This window comes from Emticicia sp. C21, from assembly GCF_003418935.1.
In the GTDB taxonomy this organism is placed as follows: domain Bacteria; phylum Bacteroidota; class Bacteroidia; order Cytophagales; family Spirosomataceae; genus Emticicia.
Genome location: NZ_QVMT01000009.1, coordinates 218,466 through 240,542, shown reverse-complemented (window position 1 = coordinate 240,542; position 22,077 = coordinate 218,466). Strand labels below are relative to the sequence as shown.

21 protein-coding genes are annotated in these 22,077 nt (G+C 36.3%); 9 read left to right on the top strand and 12 right to left on the bottom strand.

Annotated elements, in window-relative coordinates; translation table 11 throughout:
• The first annotated feature begins 324 nt into the window (after positions 1-324).
• Positions 325-1,356 carry a hypothetical protein gene (locus D0T08_RS19820; RefSeq protein WP_116984417.1) on the top strand — a complete coding sequence of 344 codons (1,032 nt, stop codon included), beginning with the start codon at positions 325-327 and terminating at the stop codon, positions 1,354-1,356.
• A 644-nt stretch (positions 1,357-2,000) separates the two neighbouring features.
• Here D0T08_RS19820 and D0T08_RS19815 read toward each other — a convergent pair.
• The 4 genes from D0T08_RS19815 to D0T08_RS19800 all read right to left on the bottom strand — a co-directional run bounded on the left by D0T08_RS19815 (position 2,001) and on the right by D0T08_RS19800 (position 4,596).
• Complete coding sequence (locus D0T08_RS19815; RefSeq protein ID WP_116984416.1) at positions 2,001-2,294, bottom strand: YtxH domain-containing protein; 294 nt, start codon at positions 2,292-2,294, stop codon at positions 2,001-2,003.
• 46 nt (positions 2,295-2,340) lie between these two features.
• Positions 2,341-2,589, bottom strand: a complete 249-nt coding sequence (locus D0T08_RS19810; RefSeq protein WP_116984415.1) for a hypothetical protein — start codon at positions 2,587-2,589, stop codon at positions 2,341-2,343.
• Positions 2,590-3,037: 448 nt separating this feature from the next.
• Complete coding sequence (locus D0T08_RS19805) at positions 3,038-3,490, bottom strand: GNAT family N-acetyltransferase (RefSeq protein ID WP_116984414.1); 453 nt, start codon at positions 3,488-3,490, stop codon at positions 3,038-3,040.
• A gap of 74 nt (positions 3,491-3,564) precedes the next feature.
• On the bottom strand, positions 3,565-4,596 hold the full coding sequence (locus tag D0T08_RS19800; RefSeq protein WP_116984449.1) for an RluA family pseudouridine synthase: 1,032 nt from the start codon (positions 4,594-4,596) through the stop codon (positions 3,565-3,567).
• Positions 4,597-4,680: 84 nt separating this feature from the next.
• Here D0T08_RS19800 and D0T08_RS19795 point away from each other — a divergent pair, with 84 nt between their 5' ends.
• Positions 4,681-5,565: a 1-aminocyclopropane-1-carboxylate deaminase/D-cysteine desulfhydrase gene (locus D0T08_RS19795; protein ID WP_116984413.1), complete on the top strand. Its 885-nt coding sequence runs from the start codon at positions 4,681-4,683 to the stop codon at positions 5,563-5,565.
• A 69-nt stretch (positions 5,566-5,634) separates the two neighbouring features.
• Positions 5,635-6,354 carry a 6-phosphogluconolactonase gene (locus D0T08_RS19790; protein ID WP_116984412.1) on the top strand — a complete coding sequence of 240 codons (720 nt, stop codon included), beginning with the start codon at positions 5,635-5,637 and terminating at the stop codon, positions 6,352-6,354.
• Here the strand turns inward: D0T08_RS19790 and D0T08_RS19785 are convergent.
• The 3 genes from D0T08_RS19785 to D0T08_RS19775 all read right to left on the bottom strand — a co-directional run bounded on the left by D0T08_RS19785 (position 6,343) and on the right by D0T08_RS19775 (position 10,060).
• Positions 6,343-7,203 (bottom strand): DUF5694 domain-containing protein, encoded by an 861-nt coding sequence (locus D0T08_RS19785; protein WP_116984411.1) that lies wholly within the window; start codon positions 7,201-7,203, stop codon positions 6,343-6,345. The genes D0T08_RS19790 and D0T08_RS19785 overlap by 12 nt on opposite strands.
• An 80-nt stretch (positions 7,204-7,283) precedes the next feature.
• Positions 7,284-8,837 (bottom strand): capsule assembly Wzi family protein, encoded by a 1,554-nt coding sequence (locus D0T08_RS19780; protein WP_116984410.1) that lies wholly within the window; start codon positions 8,835-8,837, stop codon positions 7,284-7,286.
• Complete coding sequence (locus D0T08_RS19775) at positions 8,822-10,060, bottom strand: DUF819 domain-containing protein (RefSeq protein WP_116984409.1); 1,239 nt, start codon at positions 10,058-10,060, stop codon at positions 8,822-8,824. Before D0T08_RS19775 ends, D0T08_RS19780 begins: the two co-directional genes overlap by 16 nt.
• Positions 10,061-10,634: 574 nt before the next feature.
• On the opposite strand from D0T08_RS19775, the gene D0T08_RS19770 reads away from it, so the two are divergent.
• From D0T08_RS19770 to D0T08_RS19760, 3 genes are all read left to right on the top strand, one after another.
• Entirely contained in the window at positions 10,635-11,099 is a 465-nt protein-coding gene (locus tag D0T08_RS19770) for an Lrp/AsnC ligand binding domain-containing protein (RefSeq protein ID WP_116984408.1), read from the top strand.
• A 121-nt stretch (positions 11,100-11,220) separates the two neighbouring features.
• On the top strand, positions 11,221-13,092 hold the full coding sequence (locus D0T08_RS19765) for a hypothetical protein (RefSeq protein WP_116984407.1): 1,872 nt from the start codon (positions 11,221-11,223) through the stop codon (positions 13,090-13,092).
• Positions 13,093-13,212: 120 nt separating this feature from the next.
• On the top strand, positions 13,213-13,602 hold the full coding sequence (locus D0T08_RS19760; RefSeq protein WP_116984406.1) for an FdtA/QdtA family cupin domain-containing protein: 390 nt from the start codon (positions 13,213-13,215) through the stop codon (positions 13,600-13,602).
• Between the two features lie 76 nt (positions 13,603-13,678).
• Here D0T08_RS19760 and hslV read toward each other — a convergent pair whose 3' ends face one another.
• The 5 genes from hslV to rfaD all read right to left on the bottom strand — a co-directional run bounded on the left by hslV (position 13,679) and on the right by rfaD (position 19,575).
• The gene (gene hslV / locus D0T08_RS19755; RefSeq protein WP_116984405.1) at positions 13,679-14,215 is read right to left on the bottom strand and encodes an ATP-dependent protease subunit HslV; all 537 of its coding nucleotides are present in this window, start codon (positions 14,213-14,215) and stop codon (positions 13,679-13,681) included.
• Between the two features lies 1 nt (position 14,216).
• The gene (locus tag D0T08_RS19750) at positions 14,217-14,774 is read right to left on the bottom strand and encodes a hypothetical protein (protein ID WP_116984404.1); all 558 of its coding nucleotides are present in this window, start codon (positions 14,772-14,774) and stop codon (positions 14,217-14,219) included.
• Positions 14,775-16,397: a pyruvate dehydrogenase complex dihydrolipoamide acetyltransferase gene (locus D0T08_RS19745; protein WP_116984403.1), complete on the bottom strand. Its 1,623-nt coding sequence runs from the start codon at positions 16,395-16,397 to the stop codon at positions 14,775-14,777. It lies immediately after the preceding gene.
• 269 nt (positions 16,398-16,666) lie between these two features.
• Positions 16,667-18,454 (bottom strand): translation elongation factor 4, encoded by a 1,788-nt coding sequence (gene lepA / locus D0T08_RS19740; protein WP_116984402.1) that lies wholly within the window; start codon positions 18,452-18,454, stop codon positions 16,667-16,669.
• Positions 18,455-18,609: 155 nt separating this feature from the next.
• Positions 18,610-19,575 carry an ADP-glyceromanno-heptose 6-epimerase gene (gene rfaD, locus D0T08_RS19735; protein WP_116984401.1) on the bottom strand — a complete coding sequence of 322 codons (966 nt, stop codon included), beginning with the start codon at positions 19,573-19,575 and terminating at the stop codon, positions 18,610-18,612.
• Between the two features lie 211 nt (positions 19,576-19,786).
• Here rfaD and D0T08_RS19730 point away from each other — a divergent pair, with 211 nt between their 5' ends.
• The 3 genes from D0T08_RS19730 to D0T08_RS19720 all read left to right on the top strand — a co-directional run bounded on the left by D0T08_RS19730 (position 19,787) and on the right by D0T08_RS19720 (position 22,048).
• A complete protein-coding gene (locus D0T08_RS19730) occupies positions 19,787-20,197 on the top strand; it encodes a 6-carboxytetrahydropterin synthase (protein WP_116984448.1) in 411 nt (136 codons plus the stop codon).
• A gap of 216 nt (positions 20,198-20,413) precedes the next feature.
• On the top strand, positions 20,414-21,529 hold the full coding sequence (gene lpxB / locus D0T08_RS19725; protein WP_116984400.1) for a lipid-A-disaccharide synthase: 1,116 nt from the start codon (positions 20,414-20,416) through the stop codon (positions 21,527-21,529).
• A gap of 30 nt (positions 21,530-21,559) precedes the next feature.
• Positions 21,560-22,048, top strand: coding sequence for a hypothetical protein (locus tag D0T08_RS19720; protein WP_116984399.1), 489 nt, complete (start codon positions 21,560-21,562; stop codon positions 22,046-22,048).
• Positions 22,049-22,077: the final 29 nt, after the last annotated feature.

Here is a 22,077-nt window from a genome sequence, read left to right as displayed (position 1 = left end):
ATTATATCTGAAAAACACATTAATTAACAACAGAAATGTTTTTCAGAAAATCTAAATTTACAATCTTCTGAGGTAAAAAATCCTCACTAAAATCAGCCAGAATACTTCGTTTTTATAACGTATAATGATGTTAAGATTGAGTAGCTTTTTATTTTTCACAAATCGTTGATTTTCAGTTAATTATGAGTGTGTTTTTCTTGTATTTTTTTTGTGAGAATAGAATTTTTTATGCAGATTTTTCGTTATAATATAAGGGTGATTTCTGCAAGTGAAACACCCTTACTACCCACAAATTTTATACATATAATCTCGCTGTTTTTTACTATGGAAAATGTTGAAAGAAATTCAGTAATTAAAACCTACCAGGGAGGGAAATTAACCATGATGGACTCATCGTCTATCCCTGCCCAAGTATTCTTTAATCATTTCGAGGCTATTTATCGACATATCGAAAAAGAAATAGAAATGAATCAGGTTACTTCGCTGTTATCATGGAAAAAATTCAGGCCCTTTATGAACGATAATAGGGTTAATTATATAAAAGCCATGCTATTAAACGCATGGAATACGGAGTTTTCGTTAAGAGGTGTGGCTAAAGCACCCGAAAGTCAATTTATAAATCATTCATTGCATTGGACATTCCCACAGGCTTATTTTAGTATATTCTATTCAACCAGAGCACTAATGGGCACACAGGGCATCTATACGGCCGATGAGAGTGTTTTAGCGAAGCGTATGGCAAATTGGATAGAAAAAGGATTTTATCCAGCTTCGCTGGGTTATTATAGCTCTGGTAATTATAATGATTTCAAAATCCATCGTTTACCTAAAACGGATATTCAGCCAAGTGTTGATTACCTGAAAGATGAAGAGGATGTGGTATCGCATGTGGCACAATTTTTAAAAACTACCCGCACACTTAAGGCAAAAAAGCTTAGAGAGGTGATACAGAGTAATGAAGATACTGCGCTGAAGAATAAAAAGACTGGCGACCCTATATTGAAGTTTTCGAAGCAGGATTGGGAACAGATTACTTCTCAATTACCGGTAACTACTGTTTTTGATTTATTAGGTCGGTTGAAGTATTCAGAAAGCAATAGGGAGATTGAGCGTTATCTCAATGCCAATATTGCATTCGATGCCTTTCATGAATCTTTGATTGGCATAGTGTATTATATTAATCTTGTGCATGAGATATATCTTGTGAAAGCATTGGGCATAGAAGCTTACAAGAATCTATTAAATGAATTGCCTGTGTATCTGCAAAATGGCTTTGCACACGAAAGATTTAATCAGATTATTAAGCCTCAATTGCTGACCAAAGCTTATCACAACAAAAAGCAATGGGCAGCTTAATCAGAAGATTGACTATTATTTTGGGAATAAAGAAAGGGGGCATTTTCGGATGTCCCCTTTTCAGTTGGATTTTGTAGCTAAGGGCTTATTGGATTTAATAAAGTAAGTTGTGCAAAATTTAATAGCTTAACTAAAACTAAAGTCGTGTGAATTGATTAGAGCGTTAGTTACCATTAAAGTAAATTCGTCTATTCTAATATCCTAATTGTGTGAATTTTAAAATTGTTGTGTGCATTTAAGTTATTGGATTCAATCCTCAAATCTTAAATTATGTGAATTTTTTTTTATTTTTTGTTGTGTGTACTTACTCAATCGGATTCAATCTGTTCTTATTTTGTAAAGTTGGTGAATTTAATAGCTGTTAAGCTCGATGTGTGTAAATGTGAATTTGTAAATTTTAATTAAGTTGTGTGCTTACAAAGTTGCAAGCTGTGTGAATTTAAGCAACTATTATAATTCGTAACCTATACTGAATTATAAGTATTTTTAGTTGTGTGTATTTGAGTTGCGATCTTTTTTACCTGATCAGTAAAATGACTTTATATAATAGGATTCTGTTCGATTGGTTTTAAAACAAGGGGTATAATAATCGACTATACCCCTGTTTGACTTTCACAACCACTATAGAATCCACGATTAATATCTTACTTTGTCCAATTTTTAACTTTATCTTTCGCTTCGTTAGCTTTATCGCTGATTTTATCTCCAAGCTCGTCGGCTTTATCTTTTGTTTTTTCCCAGGTGTCTGATGCCTTATCTTTTGTTTTATTCCAAGCATCTGAGGCATCATCTTTAGTTTCTTCCCATTTATCTTTTGCCTTATCTTTTAAATCTTCGGCTTTATCTTTGGCATTATCGTAAGTTTTTTCTGCTTTATCTTGCCATACTTCTTTTTTTGATTTTGCTTCATCTAGCAGTTCTTCTCTTTCAGTTTTCATGATTTGTTGTGTGTTTTAAAATGTGTTGTGAGATAATTATTGAGCATTAAGGCTCGGCTTTTAAAGTATCGCCTTTTACGATCGCTGCTGAATCTTCTGGAGTAACCGTGCCAAAACGTCCACCTTTACCAGGTCCACCGACTGTTATAAAACCTCCGACGTAAGCAATGATTGAAAAAACGATTCCTAATCCAATAATCCAAATTAACATTTTTCTTAAATTAAGATTCTTTTCTTCTTTCACCTGCTCCTTGGTCTCGGGGTCGATGTTGTCTTTTTTTTCAGATTGCTTCATGGTTGTAGATTTAATGATTCTACTTACAAAAAAAATGTTCCTTAACGAAAAATAAAGATTTGCGGCATAATTTCCCCAATGTGTGGATACATGCGAGGAAATTCCTCAACTATTGGTTTGATTTCGAACGAAAATCAAGGGAGCCGTTATTTATGCATAAAAGTAGAAAATAAGTTGAGCAGAAATTCGTTCTGATACTTGATGAGAAAGATACTTGCGATACTTTTAGTGCTCTTTTTGATGCAGAGCTGCTACATCTACCGACCATGTCCGATCAAATCCTGCAAAGTATGGATGGAACATAGGCATGGAGAGAGAACATTCTCTCCGCGCAAAATATGGAAAACCCGGGTGCATTTTGTGGGTGAAAAACTAATAGGGGATAGTAACAAGCGAAAAATCAGAAAGCAAAGACGTGAGCTTGAAAAAAACTGATTTTAAGTCTCTCTCAGAAATCTAGATGGCAGTTAATCCATTCTCCATCAAATCTTGTTGGGAAATTCTTACGGTAGAAATTAATAGCCGGTTCGTTCCAGTCTAATACCTGCCACATCATACCCGTGCAATGCGTCTTTTTGGCTTCTTCAATGGTTTTATCAAACAATTGTTTTCCTAACCCATTGCCGCGCATGGTCTCAGTTACTACAATATCTTCCAGATACAATCTTTTACCTTTCCAGGTTGAATAACGGTAATAATAGATTGAAATTCCCTGAACTTTTCCGTCAACTTCTCCTACAAAGCAACCAAATATTTTGTTTTTGCCAAAACCATCTTTGACCATCATTTCCACGGTATTAGTAACTTGTTCGGGTGCTTTTTCGTAAACAGCCAATTCGTAAACTAAATTGAAGACCTGAGGAACATCTTCTTTTTTTATTTTTCTGATCTTGATTTTCATTGTAATTGTGGTTGTTTAGGTTCTAAATGAGTAAGCTTTTAATTAATACATTCATTATTTCTAATGGATTTAAGTCATTCGGTAACATAACTTTCCCATTTTGCCAGAACACTTTTAAAGTCATCCGGAAGCTCAGTATCAAATTGCATCCATTTTTTTGTGCGTGGATGAATAAATCCTAAAGTCTTGGCGTGAAGTGCCTGACGAGGCATAATTTCGAAGCAGTTTTCAACAAATTGTTTGTATTTATTAAAGACCTGTCCCCTTAATATTTTATCTCCTCCATATTCAACATCATTAAACAATGGGTGGCCAAGGTGCCTCATATGTACCCTGATCTGGTGCGTTCTGCCAGTTTCTAAATTACATTGAATCAAAGATACGTACCGCAAATCTTTCAGTATTTTATAATGAGTAATCGCTTCTTTACCCTGCGACCCATCTGGAAATACATCTGAAACCTTGCGATTTTTCAAACTTCTGCCAATAAAATTGTGAATAGTTCCACTTTCTTCTTTAGGCACTCCCCATATTAAAGCATAGTAGGTACGTTCAATTGTGTGTTCAAAAAACTGATTAGCCATAAACGTCATAGCATAATCATTCTTGGCAATCACTAATAAACCAGAAGTATCTTTATCAATTCTATGCACTAATCCCGGACGAATCTCTCCATTTCGGTGTGTTGGCAAGTTTTGGAGATAATAAATTAAGCCGTTTACCAAAGTACCTGTCCAGTTGCCAAAGGCAGGATGGACTACCATTCCTGCTGGTTTATTGATGATTAGAATATCATCGTCTTCAAAAACTATATTAAGGGGAATATTCTCAGGGATAAGTTCGGTATTTCTAGGTGGTTTGGGTAAAGAGTACGTGATAATATCAAATGGCTTTACCTTATAGCTGGCCTTAGCCGGCTGTCCATTTACCTTAATGGTTTCTGCTTCTATGGCGTTCTGGATACGATTACGCGAAAGATTTTTAGAGAAATGAGGCAAATATTTGTCCAGACGCATCAATGCCTGGCCTTTATCTACTACAACTCGTTGATGTTCGTAGAGTTCGTCTTCTTCGTCGTTATCAATATTCTCTTGTATTTCAGACATTCTTTTTAATTTTGGTGCAAATCTTAAAATCGCCAATTCAGCCAGCATTTTCAGCTGTTGAACCTTGACTCATCGTACAAAGATATGCTTGATTTTGAAAAAATACTAAATCTACCCTCACCATTAGAGCTTATCAATGACCCGATATTTGAAGAAAAAGCATTAAAGGTGTTTGTAAAGAGAGAGGATCTGATTCACCCACAGATTTCGGGAAACAAATGGCGAAAATTGAAATTCAACCTTCTGGCGGCAAAAAAGCAAGGTTTTAATAAACTAATAACCTTTGGCGGAGCGCATTCTAATCATTTATATGCAGTAGCTGCCATTGGTAGGTTCTTTGGATTTGAAACAAGTGGGATTATTAGAGGGGATGAACTGAATAATACCTCCAGTGTTACACTCCAATACGCTCATAATAATGGCATGAAATTACATTTTGTTTCAAGGGAGGCATATAGAGACAAATCCGAATTGCTGGAAATCTATGGAAAAGAAGACCAGTATGTATTACCGGAAGGTGGAACCAACGAATTAGCATTGGCAGGAGTGGGAGAGATGTACCAAGAGATTGTTAGTCAATTAGGCTATAAACCTGACTACATATTTTGTCCAATTGGTTCAGGGGGAACTATGGCAGGGTTGATTAATATTACTGCTCAGACCAAAATCATGGGAATTTGCGTATTAAAAAATGCTAACTATTTAGAAGAAGAAATCTCATCTTTAATTGAAAATAAAGAAAATCTGGTTCATAAAAACTTTATGATTTTCTGGGATTTTCATCAGGGGGGCTATGCAAAAAAAACTCCTGAATTACTTTCATTTATTAAGCTGTTTAAAGCAAAGCATCAGATAAATCTGGAGCACGTTTATTCAGGAAAGATGTTCTTTGCATTTTACCAATTACTGAAAACTGAAATTAAAAATAATAGCACTGTTGTGTTAATTCATACGGGTGGACTACGTTGATTCTGCACAATTTTGAATACTTTTGTGAAAACCATCAGAGTCCATCATTATCATAAAAATCTTTATCCTATGCAAGTAAAAGTATTTAATGACCCGGAAGAATTAGCTGAATCCGCTGCAAAATTTATTATTAATCTGGTAAGAGAAAAACCAACTGCCACACTCATTCTTACCTCAGGAGATACACCTGTAAAAACCTATAAAAAAATTGTTGAATTGGCTCAACCAGGTGATTTTGATCAGGTTACTGTCATCGGCTTAGATGAATGGGTAGGAGTACCAGCTACAAGCGAGGGCAGTTGCCGATATATAGTCGAAGAAAATCTGTTGAAACCATTGAATGTCAGTCCAGCTCAATATACCTTTTTCGAATCAATGACTGATGATTTACAAAGTGAGTGCGAGAGAGTAGACAAATTGATTTTTGAGAAAGGAGGAATTGATTTTATTATCGTTGGGGTAGGCTTAAATGGACATATAGGATTAAATGAACCTGGAACCAGCTTTGACTTATACTGCCATGTATCAAAACTGGCAGAAATTACGATAAGTACAGGGCAAAAATATTTTAATGAAAGTACCGAACTTACTCAGGGAATCACGATAGGTCTAAAACATTTATTAGAAGCTAAAACTGCTATTATGATTGCCACCGGAGAGAGAAAGGCTGAGATTATTCAAGAAGTAATAATTCAGGACCCAAATATCAATCTACCGGCTACAGTTTTCAAAAAACATATTAACGGACATATCTGGATTGATAAAGCAGCTGCATCATTACTTCAATAAAGTAGTGGCATCAATCACCTCAAAATAAGGGTGGGTTTTCAGCATATCTCTTAATACCTGAATATGCCCGCCACCAATAATAACTAATAATTTATGGTCAGAAGGACTGACACGAAGGAGTATATTCTGGAGAATTTTGGTATTCCGGAAATACTCCTTTGCTGTAAATTCGGCACCATAACCATTCGTATTGGTATCCATCCAACCCGTTATATTGAAATAATGTAAGGTAGACACACTTTCTTCTGAGTTCAATAGTATCAAATGGTCTTTAATGCTTAAATTTTTCCAGGTTTCATATCTGGCCAGATAATCTTTCAGAGCTTTATTTACACTTGGATTAGCCTTAAAATACGCATCATAAGACGGGCGTTTTCTTTCTAATTCATGAGAATAAAAGCTTGTTAATGTATCTAATTTGTTTCTTGCTAATTTTAATCCTGATACTAACTCAGCCTGTACATAATTAATGCATGTTACACCAATAGGAAGATTAATTTTTTGCGCAGTTTTTATTCCCAGTTGATAAATTTCATTGTACTCTACGTTACGTTCTGTCGGCTTAATACCCCTCTGATAATTTTTATAGACATTATCCCAGAAAGGTTGCGTATCAGGTGTATTCTCCACAAAAATTTTATCTGGCTTAAATTTAGCCAGAGCATCAACTACTTCTGAAATTTGTTGTTGACGATTCGGGGAAAGTAAATCAGTGAGTGAACCCTGCTTATAATCAGGAGTTTCGCCCATATGAAAAACTCCAAGAAAAGCAATCTGGACTTTTTCGCTCTGAGCAAATAATTGAAAAGATGTAGTTATCAGGAAAACAAAAAGGCTAATTTTTTTCATGTATAGGGTTTTGCTATAAACTTACGCAAAAAGAAGTCAGAATAGAAAGAAATTGAAGCGTTTTAAGTACTTATAGAAATTTACCATCTTTTAACAATCGAAACATAAGAACCAAAATTATCTCTGATTAAATCTCCATGATCAACAGCAATATTCACATTTAAGAAGGCTTTTAATTTATTTAGAGGAATAGCTGTATTGACACTATAAGATATTTGTGTCACAGGAGTAATGGGTTTACCGATTACATCGTACGAACCAAAGTTTTTACTATAAGATATTCTATTCGTAAAATTAATAGTGCCAATCTGGTTCGCTAAACCTAAATAACAAGCCCAGACACGATTATTATTGACGAAAATATAATTATTATCTACCTGTTTTTCTGATCTTAAGTTTTCCTCCGGTGTTAAGAATGGTGTACCAATTGTATTACGATTATATGACCATCCATCCAGATATTGTTGATGATTGAAGATGAAATTTTCTTCATTTGGGTGTCTGTCAGACAAGCCTAGAAGCCTTCCGAATGCAGCCACATAATGCCCCTGATTTTTAGTATAAAGATATTCAAATACTATTTTTTTAAATGCCGATTTGTTGGGTGTAAGACTTATCCCATAGAGACCATCATCCGTATTAGTAAAGCCAAAAAGCTGTCCATCATCAAAAATGAATTGTTTGTATAGTAGTAACCTACTTTTCTTAATTGTAATTTCTGCTCCGGCATCCATTGAACCCAGGTGATTTCCAAAACGATTTCCTAATTCAAACTTGTTGTATTCTTCATACTTAGGTATCATACCCCATATTTTTTTAAACGGAAATACCACATTGCCATAAACAAACCAGTCTTCTGGAAATTTGCCGTTAAATAATCTGTCATCTCCCTCTGGTAATTTTACTTTAGGGGTGCCTCCCCATTGTACATTATGAACAATCCCACCAAAAAGTTTTACTTTGGCCGATGGTGCACCCAATCTTAAAAAGAAAGACTTCTGATGCAGATAATAACCTTTTGCATAATTTTGCTCACCAAACCAGGCATGGGCAAAAGTCCCTTTAAAACTAAGCCATTTAAAAAATAACATGGTATAATTAGGGATACCAATCTGAACTCTGGGTAGCGGTAAGGCATTTCCCGACCATGAAATTGAGCCTGAACTAAGGGTAGTATCAACTAATCCATATATCTCTTTTCTACGTCCGCCGTAAATCTGAAAGGCTCCGATTTTGGCAGATATATAACCTTCCGGCACAATTAGCTGGGGCTGTCTGCCCAGAAGAGTTACCAATTCAGCACCATAATCAAGTCTGAAAAATTTATTGAGTGTGTCTTTTTTAGTTTTTAAAATCTGACGGCAAAGAAAGGCGGGGAGTTCTTTAGGAATACTTCCGAATTGATTACTTGCTTGCCAGAAAGGTAATTTATTAGTAAGAGAAAAATAGCCTCCTACTTCAAATTCATAATTGAATTTGTTTTTGAGCTGTTTTTCCTGAGCAAACACAGCAGTAGTAATAAGAAATGTTAGTACAGCGGTAAAGATTTTCATTACTGCATTTTTGGGGCTACTTCTTGGGTCGCATTCTAATACTAAATACCAGACAAAAACAATGCCTAATTTGCAATCCATTGCATAATTAGACCCGTAACATATCCACAATACGTACCAATAGCATTTCCTAAGATAGCCAATAGTACTCCAATTGGTGCCAAAGACGGGTGAAAAGCGGCGGCAACAACTGAGGCTGAAGCCACGCCACCGACATTGGCCTGTGAGCCAACTGCCGTAAAAAAGAATGGAGCTCTCACCATTCTTGCCGCTATTAAAATAAAAATAGCATGTGTTAGAATCCAGATTAAACCAACAATAAATAAGGTAGGATTCTGAAAAGCATCAAAAATATGCAATTGCATACCTATGGTTGCAATCAGCATATACAAAAACAAAGTACCAAATTTAGTTGCTCCCCAGGTTTCTAATTTCCGGGCTTTGGTTGTTGATAATATTAAACCCGAAGAAGAAGCAATGGTCACAATCCAGAAAGATTTTGATGCCAGACTATATGCTTTCAACATTGGGTAATTTTGCTCAATAAAAGGCGCGATGATGTCAGCAATGAAATGGGAAACAGCAGTAATTCCAAAACCTACAGCCAGTAAAATAATCAATTCCTGAAAATCAGGATTTTTTTGTTGCGCACTAGTATTCTCAACTTTAATTCTGATTTCCTCAATGACTGATGAATCGGCTTTCATTTGTTTATCAATCAATTTGGCCCTTCCAACAAAATATAATAATAACCCCAGCCATAATTCAGCAAACAATACATCTATGACACTCGTTTGGGCGAAAACGTTGGGAGCGGGCTGAAATACTTCTTTTAGCGCCAATTGATTAGCATTGCCTCCTGTCCAACTCCCAGCTATGGTTGCTAATCCCCTCCATACTTCTTCACCATTCCTGTTTAAAAAGCCAGGGTCAATATTTTTGCCAATCCACAACGCCAAAGGGCCACCAATCATTACACCTATAGCCCCGACCAGAAAAACAAATATTGCTTTTCCTCCTAAACGCTTAATAGCCTGAAAGTCAATTCCCAACGTAAAGAATACTAGACAGGTTGGCAATAAAAATCTGGACGCAGTCTCATCTAATTGTGATTGCTCGGCTGATATAATATTAAAAGAGCTGAATAAACCTGGAATAAAGAAACATAATAAAATGGGCGGAACGATTTTATAGATTTTCTCAAAGGCTTTAACTCTGGTTGAATAAAAGATAAGGGCTAGTGTACCAAGAAGGATGCCAAGTGCAATGGCGTCATTTATAAATAGAGGAGAGTTCGGGGTCATCCAATGAGGGTTTGATTTTCTTTGTTGATTATTCTATAAGATAGGTAAATTAAGAATCATCGTAAAATGGCTCTGATTCATACGAAAAATAGCAAAAAAGCTTCAAATAAAAAACACGCAATCCTCAATTTGGAACTGCGTGTCGCAATTACACTTCATCAACAAACTAAAAACCAAATAATGTTTTTGTTAAGCAAACATACTTAAAAAAAAAGTATGAAAGAAATTTAATCATAAATCTTTCATACTTCACGCTGTAAGAGGGGGACTCGAACCGCCCACGGTGTAGTTAGCCACAGTACAAATTTTGGTGGTCAATCCCAGTCGACTAAAATTGTCCGGCTTTATGCTGCGTTTGTCCTATTATCACCACCCCCGAGACAGGAGGGCATGGCTGCCAATTTCATCACCTTACATTATCATCGCCAAGGCTGTTTTTCTCTCGCTTTGACATTACAAAGTTACGACATAAATCTGTTTAATTGCAAATTTTTTATAAATTTTCTCAAATATTTAGATAATTATTAATTATTAAATATAATTATTGATAAATTCGCAAAAACATATGCTTTCAATGGACAAAAATTTAGAAATTGATAAAACAGATTTGAAGATTTTATCATTATTAATGCAGGATGCCAAGATGCCATATACTACTATTGGCGAGAAAATCTTTGTTTCAGGAGGAACCGTGCATGTCAGGATGGCAAAAATGGAACAAATGGGCATTGTAAAAGGTTCGCAACTGATTGTTGACCCTGTTAAACTAGGATGGGACATAAGCGCATTCATTGGCATATACTTAGATAAAAGTTCACTATATGATGAGGTGGCCGACCAACTCGAAAAAATACCAGAAGTAGTTAGTATTAACTATACTACTGGTATGTATAGTATCTTTGCCAAGATAGTTTGTCGGGATACGCTTCATCTTCGGGAAGTCCTCCACGATAAGGTACAAAAAGTTCAGGGCATTCAGCGTACTGAAACTTTTATTTCATTAGAGGAGAGAACAGTGCGTCCTATACCATTATTATAAAATACTTTCAAGGTATTACAACCTTTTTCATAGAAGTCTTGTCAATCCATAAAATTAGAAAGGTTCTGATAAAATTGGTACATTTGTGTTTTAGTTCTCTTTCAGGATAGCAACACATTGAATGGACTTTCGAGCATCAAGGCAAAATCAGATTTTTATTTTTATTGCAATTTTACTTCCTGTCATTTATGGAGTTTTCTTTATCAGAAATTTCAGCTTACCACTAACAGGAGGTGGAGATGTGGACGAATGGGAATATGTGGGCTATTTTTTATCTCAGAATATCCATTTCGATATCTTTCCACAAATTGCACTTCAGCAGAATCAGACATTTTATCCTTTTGGTACTACACAGGCTTTTTCTGACTGGTCGCTCGAAAGCAATTATTGGTTTGCTTTTTTTTACAAAAACTGGGGACATGGCGCATGGCTGAACTACTATTATGTTTTAAGCCTTGTGATTTCATTTTTAGGTTCGTATGTTTTGTTGAAGAAAGAATTTGGCGCAGAGAAAGCTTTTTTTGTAGGTTTTGTAGTGACATTTTTTAATTTCTATGCACTCAACAAATACCCACACCATTTTAATCATAGTACTATTCATTGGACAATCCTAAGTATTTTTTCTGATTTTGTATTAACGAAAAGGATTATTCTGCGAGAGAGCATTTCTCTGAAATGGGTGTTTTTGAAAGCTTTTCTGTTGATAGCTACACTTGGAATGAACTTAGGTTATATCTGTGGATTTGCTTTAACAAGTTTTGTTTTAAGTTTATTGGTGGTAGTCGTTGTCTTAATTAAAAGGTATAGGAAGCACGAAAATCAATTAGGGTTATATTTCACCAATTGGTTTAAAGAGATTAAGGCAAGTCTAGGTTTGTATGTATTACTAGCTGTTCCATCATTTTTGGTATTGTATTTTTACTTACCAATTGTGTGGCAGATTTATCGAGAGTCACAGTCATTGCATTTTGACAATGCAGAATCACCACACCTTTGGAGTCATCCGTTAAGAATGCTGTTTCCGTATTTTCCTTTTTTTAATGCCACACAAAATCCATTAACTGAAATATTAAGAGATATGCCCGAGGGGTTGGGTTCAGGGAGCCCTGGATGGTTTTGTTTAGGACTAGGTATTTTAGGGTTCTTTTCGAATTGGAAGAAATATTGGCTGGTGTTTTTACCCTTAGCGATTTTACTGGTCATTTCAACCTTTTATCATCCAAATAGGGTTCCGACACTAAAGATTTTTCCTTGGGGGACTTTTAATAGAGTACCATCAAGGTTTACCTCAATATTACCGGTTATTTTTTGTTGCTTTTTATTACCTCTTGATTTATATCGGGTAAGAATACCTAAAATATTAATAGGAGTCTTAACAGTATTATTTTTGATAGAGGGTGTGGTTGTTTATCGATTTTTGTACAATAAAAAAACATACATAGTCGATAAGAATTTTTTCAACTATATGTCTGAAGTTGAAAAGCAAAAAGGTGAAGCAGTTTTAGATTTTCCGTTTTGCGTGGTAGGAGGGGATGGGACAGGCTTAAAAGAAAATCTTTGTCCGATTTTTCAGAAAACGTGTAATGTATATGCCCTAAGACGCTTTCATCATAAAAAGGTGATAGGAGGTTATTATAGCCATATTCATCCGGCGGCGATTAAGGGTTTTGTTGATATAGGTGTAGGAAATCTGACTGAACCTGACTCCAGAGATTGGCGGAATGCTTCCAGAATTATTAATGACTTTTCAGACGAGCAACTGGCATACTTTGTTAAGTATTTTCAATACAATGATTTTGCAGGTATCAATTTATGTATTGATCTGATTCCAGAAAAAATGTATAAACAAATTGTTAATAAAATAGGACAACCTACACAAAGTACTGTGATTCCGGGGGCCGGAAGAGTGGTTTTTATTCCAAAACCAAGCTTATGGAGCAACTTTATTGATAAAAATAAAGCTCTAAGAATGAAGTTCCCGTGTGGTTGTTAAATAAGAAAAGAGCAATTTTAATTCAATTTAGAGCTTAAGGCTTTTAAATTATAAAAAAAAGCCTTTATTTTACAGTATACTCGCAATTTTTAACTATTATAACTAAGCCAAAAAAGCCTTATGGCAAAATTATTTCATTTACAAACGTTTTCATCGGAAAAGGGAAGTCTGACGGTTTTTGAAAAAATATTATCTGAGGGCATCAAGAGGATTTTTTATATTTATGATGCGGAGAATCAAATAAGGGGTGGTCATAGACATAAACTGGCTTATAACGCTTTAACTTGTGTAAGTGGAAGTTGTAAAGTTTTTGTAGATGATGGCGAAGAGCAGCATGTATATGATTTAGATGCACCTGATATGTGTTTATTACTCGACCCTAAGGATTGGCATGAGATGTATGATTTCTCTGAAAATGCTGTTTTGTTAGTATTATCCGATCAGTTCTACGATCAGGAAGATTATATTTTTGATAGATACCCGGAAAAAAAACTTAGCTCAATTCAATAAGCTGCTATTGAAAATAAATCTACAATAAAAAACCACCTTAGAATTGCTTCATAAGGTGGTATCACAAAATCAGCTATTAAAGCGTCTCTATAATAATATTGTGGTTAGTATAGATACAAATATCTGCCGCTATATTCAATCCTTCCTGTACCATTTCATGAGCGCTTAATTGTGGTGCATGTCTTTTTAAAGCTATCGCGGCCGATTGTGCAAACATACTTCCCGAGCCTATAGCTGCAATCTGATTATCTGGTTCTAATACATCTCCTGTACCCGAAATAACCAGAAGTTCTGTTTCATTGGCTATGATCAACATTGCTTCTAATTTACGCAGGTATCTGTCCATACGCCAATCTTTTGCTAGTTCAATAGCTGCGCGTTTCATATTACCACCATAAGAATTGAGTTTCTCTTCAAAGCGCTCAATTAAGGTAAATGCATCAGCTGTTGAGCCAGCAAAACCTGCTAATATTTTGCCGCCGAATAGCTTTCTTACTTTCCTTACGTTGCTTTTGGCAATAGTATTGCCCATTGTTGCCTGCCCGTCAGCTCCCAGAGCTACTTTACCATTATGAATGATCCCAAGGACAGTTGTTGCGTGTATTTTTTCCATCTTATTCTTTTTCTTCTACGGAAGAAATCTTCCAGAGATTATCTTCTAAATCAAAATTATAAATCAGTGTTTGTACATAAGGCTTTTTAAGATTTACTGTTACCCTCGCCTTTGTTTTGTCTATTTTAGTGGAAGAACTGTTTTTGAGTGCATAAAGTAGTTGTGCCGTCGTAGGAGGGTCCTGAGATAGTAAATACCTATCATAATCCATTCTTTCCGCTGTATCCTTTTTAGCTACAATGGCCTGCTTCTCGGCAAATTCATTTTTCAGATTCTTCATATACACGCTTGAAAACAATCCGGTCTTCTGAATAGCAACCAAATAGTTTTGGATGCATTTGGTATTAATTTTAATAATATCCATCCCTTCTCCATAAAAACATTCGTTTTCGTTGGGTAATTTTTCTGGTTTGCCTATCCAGGTAAAGAACTTGGTAAGCCTTTGTTGAGGTGTTTCCTGTGCGAATGAAGGAATAGCCAATACTAAAAAGCAATAAATCCCCCATATTTTCAATGAGGGATTTATCAGTGATTTCAATTGATATGCTTTGAATGACATCTATACCAATAATTTGTACGGTTCTTCCAACAATTGTTTTAAAGTAACCATAAATGCTGCACCAGTAGCGCCATCAACTACACGGTGGTCACAAGTAAGGGTTAGCTTCATGATATTAGTTACGAAGAACTGACCATCTTTAACACCAACCGTTTCTTTAATAGCACCCACAGCAAGGATACAAGATTCAGGAGGGTTGATGATTGAGGTAAACTGCTCGATACCAAACATACCCAGGTTACTTACTGTAAAGGTATTGCCTTCCCAATCTTTAGGTTGCAATTGCTTGTTTTTAGCTTTACCTCCTAAATCTTTGGTTTCGGCTGCAATCTGAGAAAGTGTTTTGGTATTGGCGAAACGGATAACAGGTACTAATAGTCCTTCTTCAACCGCTACGGCCATACCGATATGTACATGGTGATTTTTACGAATCTTATCACCTAACCAGGATGCATTTACCATAGGGTGTTTAGTTAATGCCGCTGAAACAGCTTTAATTACCATGTCGTTGAACGAAATCTTCACAGGAGAAATTTCATTCATCGCCTCTCTAGCCTTGATGGCTTTGTCCATTGTGATTTCCATCGTCAGATAGAACTCAGGGGCAGAGAATTTAGATTCAGCTAAACGACGAGCGATAGTCTTACGCATTTGCGAAAGAGGTATATCTTCGTAGCTTTCCTGACCCGCCGGAGCCGCTGCAACTACAGGAGCGGTAGTTTGGCTTGGTGTAGCAGGTTTAGTTTTTGGCTGGAAGCTATCAACATCATTTTTGACAATTCTTCCACCTTCGCCAGAACCATTTACATCAGATAAATTAATACCTTTTTCTTCCGCCAGACGTTTCGCTAATGGAGATGCCAATATACGCCCATTGTTAGCGGATACAGTTGATTCAGGTGTATTTGTTGCTTGCGGGGTGGAAGCAGCAGGTTGCTCTGATTTTGCTTCTGTTGGTGCAGGAGTAGCAGGAGTATTGCCAGCGTTTAGAAGCGCCTGATAGTCGGCACCTTCTTCACCGATAACAGCAATTACTGCATTCACTTTTGCAGCCTGTCCGGCTTCAACACCTATATACAACAATGTGCCATCTTCATAGGCTTCAAGTTCCATCGTAGCTTTATCTGTCTCAATTTCAGCCAGAATATCACCTGATTTTACTTTATCACCTACTTTTTTCAACCAGGTATGTATTACCCCTTCTGTCATGGTATCACTCAAAAGAGGCATTTGTACTGTTTTAGCTTTAATATTTGATGTATCTACTGCCGGGGCTGCCGGTGCAGTAGGTTGTGGCGCAGGTTGAGCAGCCGGAGCAGCTTCTTTTGGTGCTTCAGCAGGCTGTGCTGATCCACCACCACTTAAAAGGCTTTGATAATCTTCACCAGGTTTACCGATTACGGCCATGATAGCATCAACCGGAACAGATTGCCCCTTTTCTACACCAATATATAGCAAGGTGCCATCATAATAAGACTCCATATCCATTGTAGCCTTATCTGTTTCTACTTCTGCTAAAATATCGCCTGATTTTACAGTATCTCCAACTTTTTTATGCCATGCTGCAATCACACCTTCAGTCATGGTGTCGCTCATCTTGGGCATTCGGATTACTTCTGCCATTTTAAAAATTTGCTTGGTTTTGGATTAATGATTTTGCTGCAACGGTTCCTGTACTTTTATCAGAACATCATAGCTGAATAAAAAGTTACGTAGCCTTGAGCAATTTATTGATTTTACTTAGAATCGGTTGTAACAAATTTCTTTGATGCCCAAAATTATAATAAAGTCTGTGAATGTCATTAATATTCCAACAAAAACTTTACGTAATTCTATTACTGGAACGAAATAAAAAGCCCCTCCGTCAGTAGAATCAGGAAGGGCATTTATATTTAGCTAATCTTCAATACAGCCATAAATGCTTCTTGTGGCACCTCTACTGTTCCAATCTGGCGCATTCTCTTCTTACCCTTTTTCTGTTTTTCCAGAAGCTTACGTTTACGGGAAATATCACCTCCATAACACTTGGCAATTACGTCTTTGCGTAAGGCTTTTACCGTTTCACGGGCAATGATTTTTGCCCCGATGGCTGCCTGAATAGCAATTTCAAACTGCTGGCGTGGTAAAAGCTCGCGAAGTTTCTCACATAATTTCTTACCCCAATCGTAGGCTTTATCACGGTGCACAATAGCCGAAAGGGCATCAACCGGGTCACCATTTAAAAGAATATCCAGTTTTACCAGATTAGATTCACGATAGCCTATCAGATGATAATCTAATGAGGCGTATCCTCTTGATATAGTTTTTAGTTTGTCGAAGAAATCAAATACTACTTCCGAAAGCGGCATTTCAAAAGTTAACTCAACACGGGTAGCAGTCAGATATACCTGATTTTTCAGAATACCCCTTTTCTCCATACAAAGACCCATAATTGGACCAACGTAGTCAGAGGCTGTAATAATTTGTGCATTGATAAATGGCTCTTCAATCCAGTCGATATAGTTTGGGTCAGGCATTTCTGATGGTGCAGAAACTTCAAGAATTTCTCCTTTCTTATCTATTACGTTAAAACGTACGGATGGTACCGTCGTCAATACTGTCATGTCAAACTCACGTTCCAGACGCTCCTGTACAATCTCCATGTGTAGCATACCTAAGAAACCACATCTGAAACCAAAGCCCAAAGCGGCTGATGTTTCAGGTTCCCAGATAAGCGCAGCATCATTCAACTGCAACTTTTCCATGGCCTCTCTCAAATCCTCAAACTCTGAGGTATCAACCGGATAAATACCGGCAAATACCATGGGTTTTACTTCTTCGAAACCTTTAATGGCTTCTTTAGTTGGGTTTTCAGAGTGAGTAATGGTATCACCTACTTTTACCTCTTTGGCTACTTTAATACCTGAAATAATATATCCTACGTCTCCACAATCTACGTAATCCCGAGGTTCTTTGGTTAAACGCAGAATCCCTACTTCATCCGCAAAATATTCTTTACCTGTGGCTACGAATTTTACTTTATCACCTTTAGATATACGGCCGTTTTTTACACGGAAAATTACCTCAATACCGCGGTACGAGTTAAATGTAGAGTCAAAAATCAAGGCTTGCAATTCAGCATTTGGATTCCCTTTAGGTGGCTGAATACGATGAATAATAGCCGCCAGAATTTCATTAATTCCAATACCTTCTTTCGCACTTGCAGGGATGATAGAATCTCTGTCACAACCTATCAGATCTACAATCTGGTCTTTTACTTCTTCTGGCATTGCACCAGGTAAGTCAATTTTATTGAGTACCGGAATGATTTCCAAATCATGATCTAGCGCCAGAAAGAGGTTACTAATAGTTTGCGCCTCAATTCCTTGTGAAGCATCTACCACCAACAAAGCACCTTCACAGGCGGCAATAGAGCGCGAAACCTCATAACTGAAATCGACGTGACCAGGAGTATCAATCAGGTTTAATATATATTCCTGCCCTTCAAACTTATAATTCATCTGAATGGCGTGGCTTTTTATTGTAATCCCTCTTTCTCTTTCCAAATCCATGTCATCAAGCACTTGGGCTTGCATTTCACGATCTGAAATAGTATTAGTAGATTGTAATAGGCGATCGGCAAGTGTACTTTTGCCGTGGTCAATGTGTGCAATAATGCAGAAATTGCGAATATTTTTCATCTAAATGTTCAGTTCCGAGTCTTTAAGACAGCTGTGATGTTTAATAACTGTCTATTGATTTATTCGTAACAACGTAATATCTCTAAAACCCGTATATCAGGCTTGCAAACGAATTTTTGCAAAAATAGTAAGAAAAGGAGGATAAAATGAAGATTTTAAAGATAATTATCTCCAACTAAATAATTGCTCACATAATCCTGCACCGAATCTTCTAAAGAGGTAAAAGATTTTTTATACCCTATCAGACGTAGTTTACTCATATTCGCCTGAGTAAAATATTGATATTTATCACGAATATCAACTGGCGTATCTATGAAGTCTATCTGAGGCTCAAGATTCAGAGCAGCAAAGGTAGCCTTAGCCAAATCCAGGAAAGTACGGGCATTGCCTGTACCTAAATTATATATACCCGAATTACGACGTGAATGCATTAGATGAATACAAACTTCCACTAAATCTTTTACATATACGAAATCACGCATTTGTTCGCCATCTTTAAAGTCAGGTCGATGGGATTTGAAAAGTTTGATTCTTCCTGTCGCTTTAATCTGGTTGTAAGAATGGAAAATAACAGAAGCCATTCTACTCTTGTGGTACTCATTTGGTCCAAAAACGTTGAAGAATTTTAAACCCGCCCAGAAGAATGGAGCATCCTTTTGTAATAAAGCCCATTTATCAAACTCATTCTTCGATTCTCCGTAAGGATTTAAAGGCTTTAATTGAGGGATCTGCAATTCATTATCATCATAACCAAACTCACCATTCCCATAAGTAGCTGCTGAAGAGGCGTAGATAAGTGGAATCTGGTACAGATGGCACTTTTTCCATATCTGCTTTGAGTAATTCAGATTTAATCTGTTGAAAATATCTTGGTCAAACTCTGCAGTATCTGTACGTGCACCGATATGAAAACAAAACTCAACTTCAGCCTGATTTTTGTCTAACCACTCAAAAAATACGTCACGGTGCACAAACTCTTGTATCTTTTTATTCTCTAAATTCTTCATTTTCAGAGGATTAGAGAAGTCATCAACCGCAATAATAAAATTAAACCCGTCTTGATTCAGGCGTTGTATCAAACAGCTTCCAATAAAACCAGCGGCACCCGTAACAATTATCATAAAACTTTCGTAGTGTTATAAAGTTTGCAAATTTAGCACATTCCAAAACGTAAATCCATAGACTTAACTTCGATTAATTTGGACTTTTTAAAGAATATGCATTGAAATAACGTTCATAACAATAGGTTAATGCTTTTTTGATGGTAATTTTGTGAACTTTTTGTAACGGGTTCCGTTGTTAAAAGGTCAAAATGAAAATCAACAAAATATTATGATTCATATTACAAGGCGCGAAAGATTTAATGCAGCGCATAGATTGTGGAATGCCACGTGGTCGGAAGAGAAAAACAGAGAGGTTTTTGGTTTGTGTTCAAATATTCATGGTCATAACTGGGAACTGATTGTAACTGTAAAAGGTGAAATAGACCCTAACACAGGATTTGTAATGGACTTAAAGGCATTGAGCAAATTGATGAAACAGGAAATCATTGATAAAGTAGATCATACTTTTCTGAATGAAGATGTAGAATTCCTGAAAGGCAAGTTTCCAAGTACTGAAGTTTTTGCGGTTGAAATCTGGAATATATTAGCCCCTGTTATTGAGAATGAATACAATAGTGCTTTGCACTGTGTAAAACTAATTGAAACGCCTAATCACTATGTAGAGTATTTTGGGGAGTAATTCATTGTCTAATAGTAGAATAACTATTTCTTAGATTATTTAGAATTTTATCGAAATGTGTTAAACGGTTTTAAGACAAACTTTCAAAGTTATAAAAAGTGCAATTCCCTATCTATACAAAATTCAAGATTTTGAGGAACGTTTATTTTTTAGAAATACATTGACAATAAAATAATCACTTAATCACTAATTCACTCAATCACTAAATTCCTCCAAATGAAATACTTCATCATAGCCGGCGAAAGGTCAGGAGATTTGCATGGTTCTAATCTGATTACTGCTATTAAGCAAGCAGATAAAGAAGCTCAGATACTAGGATGGGGTGGAGATTATATGCAAGCAGCAGGAGCAACTATTCAGATGCACTATAGAGATACAGCCTTTATGGGTTTCTTTGAGGTAGTGCAGAACCTTTCAAAAATTCTTGGCTTTTTTAAACTCTGCAAGAAACAGATAGAGGAATTTCAGCCCGATGCCATTATTCTGATTGATTATGCAGGCTTTAATATGCGTATAGCCAAATGGGCAAAACCACAAGGTTATAAGTTATTCTATTATATCTCACCTAAGGTTTGGGCATGGAATCAAAAACGAGCTTTGAAGCTAAAACAAACCATTGATAAGCTTTTTGTGATATTCCCTTTTGAGGTCGACTTTTTTAAAAAGTATGATTATGAAGTTGAATTTGTGGGTAATCCTCTATTCGATGCAATTGCAGCCTTTCAACCAAATCCTGATTTCTTAAGCCAGAATAAACTCGAAAATAGCAAAATAATTGCCTTATTGCCCGGTAGCCGAAAGCAGGAAGTTGAGAAAATGCTTGAACTCATGGTTGCCACTAAAAAGCAATTTCCGGGTTATCGGTTCGTTATAGCAGGTGTAGGCAATCTTTCAAAAGAGTTTTACGAACGCTTTTTGTCTGATGATGTCAGCCTTGTTTTTGATCAGGCTTACGACTTATTAAGCCATGCCGAAGCAGCAATGGTAACAAGTGGAACAGCTACATTAGAAACTGCTTTATTTGGAGTTCCCCAAGTGGTTTGTTATAAAATGGGTCTGGTAACCTATAGTATAGCCAGCATGGTTATTAAAGTGCCTTTTATTTCGTTAGTCAATCTCATTGCTGAAAAAGAAGTAGTAAAAGAGTTGTTACAAGGCGAATTGACTTCTGAGAATATTGCGAGAGAAATTAAAGCAGTACTTGGTAATTCGGAGAAAAGAAAGCAGCAAATAGCGGACTATCAAAGAATAAGAGAAATACTTGGTAGTGCTGGGGCATCGGCTAAGACAGGGCAGAGAATTGTGGAGATATTGAATAATAGCAAATTGTAAATAATTAATAGTAAACAAAATTTTCGAAAAATGAGATTCAGTAAAGTTCTAATTGTCCTGACTATCAGTAGTTTAATTGTGTTTTCGTGTAAAGAGAAATCTGTTGTAGCGGCAAAGTCAAAAACAGAATATCTGGCAGGGGCTTCTTCTAAAACATGGAAGAATACGAAAGCGGAAGCAACCAATTCTGGTGGACTTAAAGTAGATTTAGTAACTACCCAACCTGCTTGTGTCACTGATAATATATTGATTTTTTATCCAAACAATACATATGAGTTCAGAGAGGGTGCAACGAAATGTGGTGCAAATGACCCCGACCTTTTGTTGAAATCGAACTGGAGCTTTCAGGAAAATGAAACTAAATTTAAAATCGACAAAATTGTTTTCCTGGGTAGAGAACTAAATGATACGGTATTTGACATTGTAGAATTGAACGATAACATTTTTACGGGACAAACAACTATTACATTGAACGGTGAAACGTATAAGTTTGTAGCGACTTTTCAGCCTGCACAGTAAGGAATATTGGTCTATAGAGAATAAATTTA

Excerpts from the sequence above, each read along its gene's own strand:
- D0T08_RS19750 (WP_116984404.1), bottom strand. The coding sequence starts at position 14,774 with ATGTCATTCAAAGCATATCAATTGAAATCACTGATAAATCCCTCATTG.
- D0T08_RS19790 (WP_116984412.1), top strand. The coding sequence starts at position 5,635 with ATGCAAGTAAAAGTATTTAATGACCCGGAAGAATTAGCTGAATCCGCT.
- D0T08_RS19820 (WP_116984417.1), top strand. The coding sequence starts at position 325 with ATGGAAAATGTTGAAAGAAATTCAGTAATTAAAACCTACCAGGGAGGG.
- lepA (WP_116984402.1), bottom strand. The coding sequence starts at position 18,454 with ATGAAAAATATTCGCAATTTCTGCATTATTGCACACATTGACCACGGC.
- D0T08_RS19720 (WP_116984399.1), top strand. The coding sequence starts at position 21,560 with ATGAGATTCAGTAAAGTTCTAATTGTCCTGACTATCAGTAGTTTAATT.
- lpxB (WP_116984400.1), top strand. The coding sequence starts at position 20,414 with ATGAAATACTTCATCATAGCCGGCGAAAGGTCAGGAGATTTGCATGGT.
- D0T08_RS19730 (WP_116984448.1), top strand. The coding sequence starts at position 19,787 with ATGATTCATATTACAAGGCGCGAAAGATTTAATGCAGCGCATAGATTG.
- D0T08_RS19780 (WP_116984410.1), bottom strand. The coding sequence starts at position 8,837 with ATGGATTGCAAATTAGGCATTGTTTTTGTCTGGTATTTAGTATTAGAA.
- D0T08_RS19810 (WP_116984415.1), bottom strand. The coding sequence starts at position 2,589 with ATGAAGCAATCTGAAAAAAAAGACAACATCGACCCCGAGACCAAGGAG.
- D0T08_RS19795 (WP_116984413.1), top strand. The coding sequence starts at position 4,681 with ATGCTTGATTTTGAAAAAATACTAAATCTACCCTCACCATTAGAGCTT.
- D0T08_RS19765 (WP_116984407.1), top strand. The coding sequence starts at position 11,221 with ATGGACTTTCGAGCATCAAGGCAAAATCAGATTTTTATTTTTATTGCA.
- rfaD (WP_116984401.1), bottom strand. The coding sequence starts at position 19,575 with ATGATAATTGTTACGGGTGCCGCTGGTTTTATTGGAAGCTGTTTGATA.
- D0T08_RS19785 (WP_116984411.1), bottom strand. The coding sequence starts at position 7,203 with ATGAAAAAAATTAGCCTTTTTGTTTTCCTGATAACTACATCTTTTCAA.
- D0T08_RS19760 (WP_116984406.1), top strand. The coding sequence starts at position 13,213 with ATGGCAAAATTATTTCATTTACAAACGTTTTCATCGGAAAAGGGAAGT.
- D0T08_RS19815 (WP_116984416.1), bottom strand. The coding sequence starts at position 2,294 with ATGAAAACTGAAAGAGAAGAACTGCTAGATGAAGCAAAATCAAAAAAA.
- D0T08_RS19745 (WP_116984403.1), bottom strand. The coding sequence starts at position 16,397 with ATGGCAGAAGTAATCCGAATGCCCAAGATGAGCGACACCATGACTGAA.
- D0T08_RS19775 (WP_116984409.1), bottom strand. The coding sequence starts at position 10,060 with ATGACCCCGAACTCTCCTCTATTTATAAATGACGCCATTGCACTTGGC.
- D0T08_RS19805 (WP_116984414.1), bottom strand. The coding sequence starts at position 3,490 with ATGAAAATCAAGATCAGAAAAATAAAAAAAGAAGATGTTCCTCAGGTC.
- D0T08_RS19800 (WP_116984449.1), bottom strand. The coding sequence starts at position 4,596 with ATGTCTGAAATACAAGAGAATATTGATAACGACGAAGAAGACGAACTC.
- hslV (WP_116984405.1), bottom strand. The coding sequence starts at position 14,215 with ATGGAAAAAATACACGCAACAACTGTCCTTGGGATCATTCATAATGGT.
- D0T08_RS19770 (WP_116984408.1), top strand. The coding sequence starts at position 10,635 with ATGGACAAAAATTTAGAAATTGATAAAACAGATTTGAAGATTTTATCA.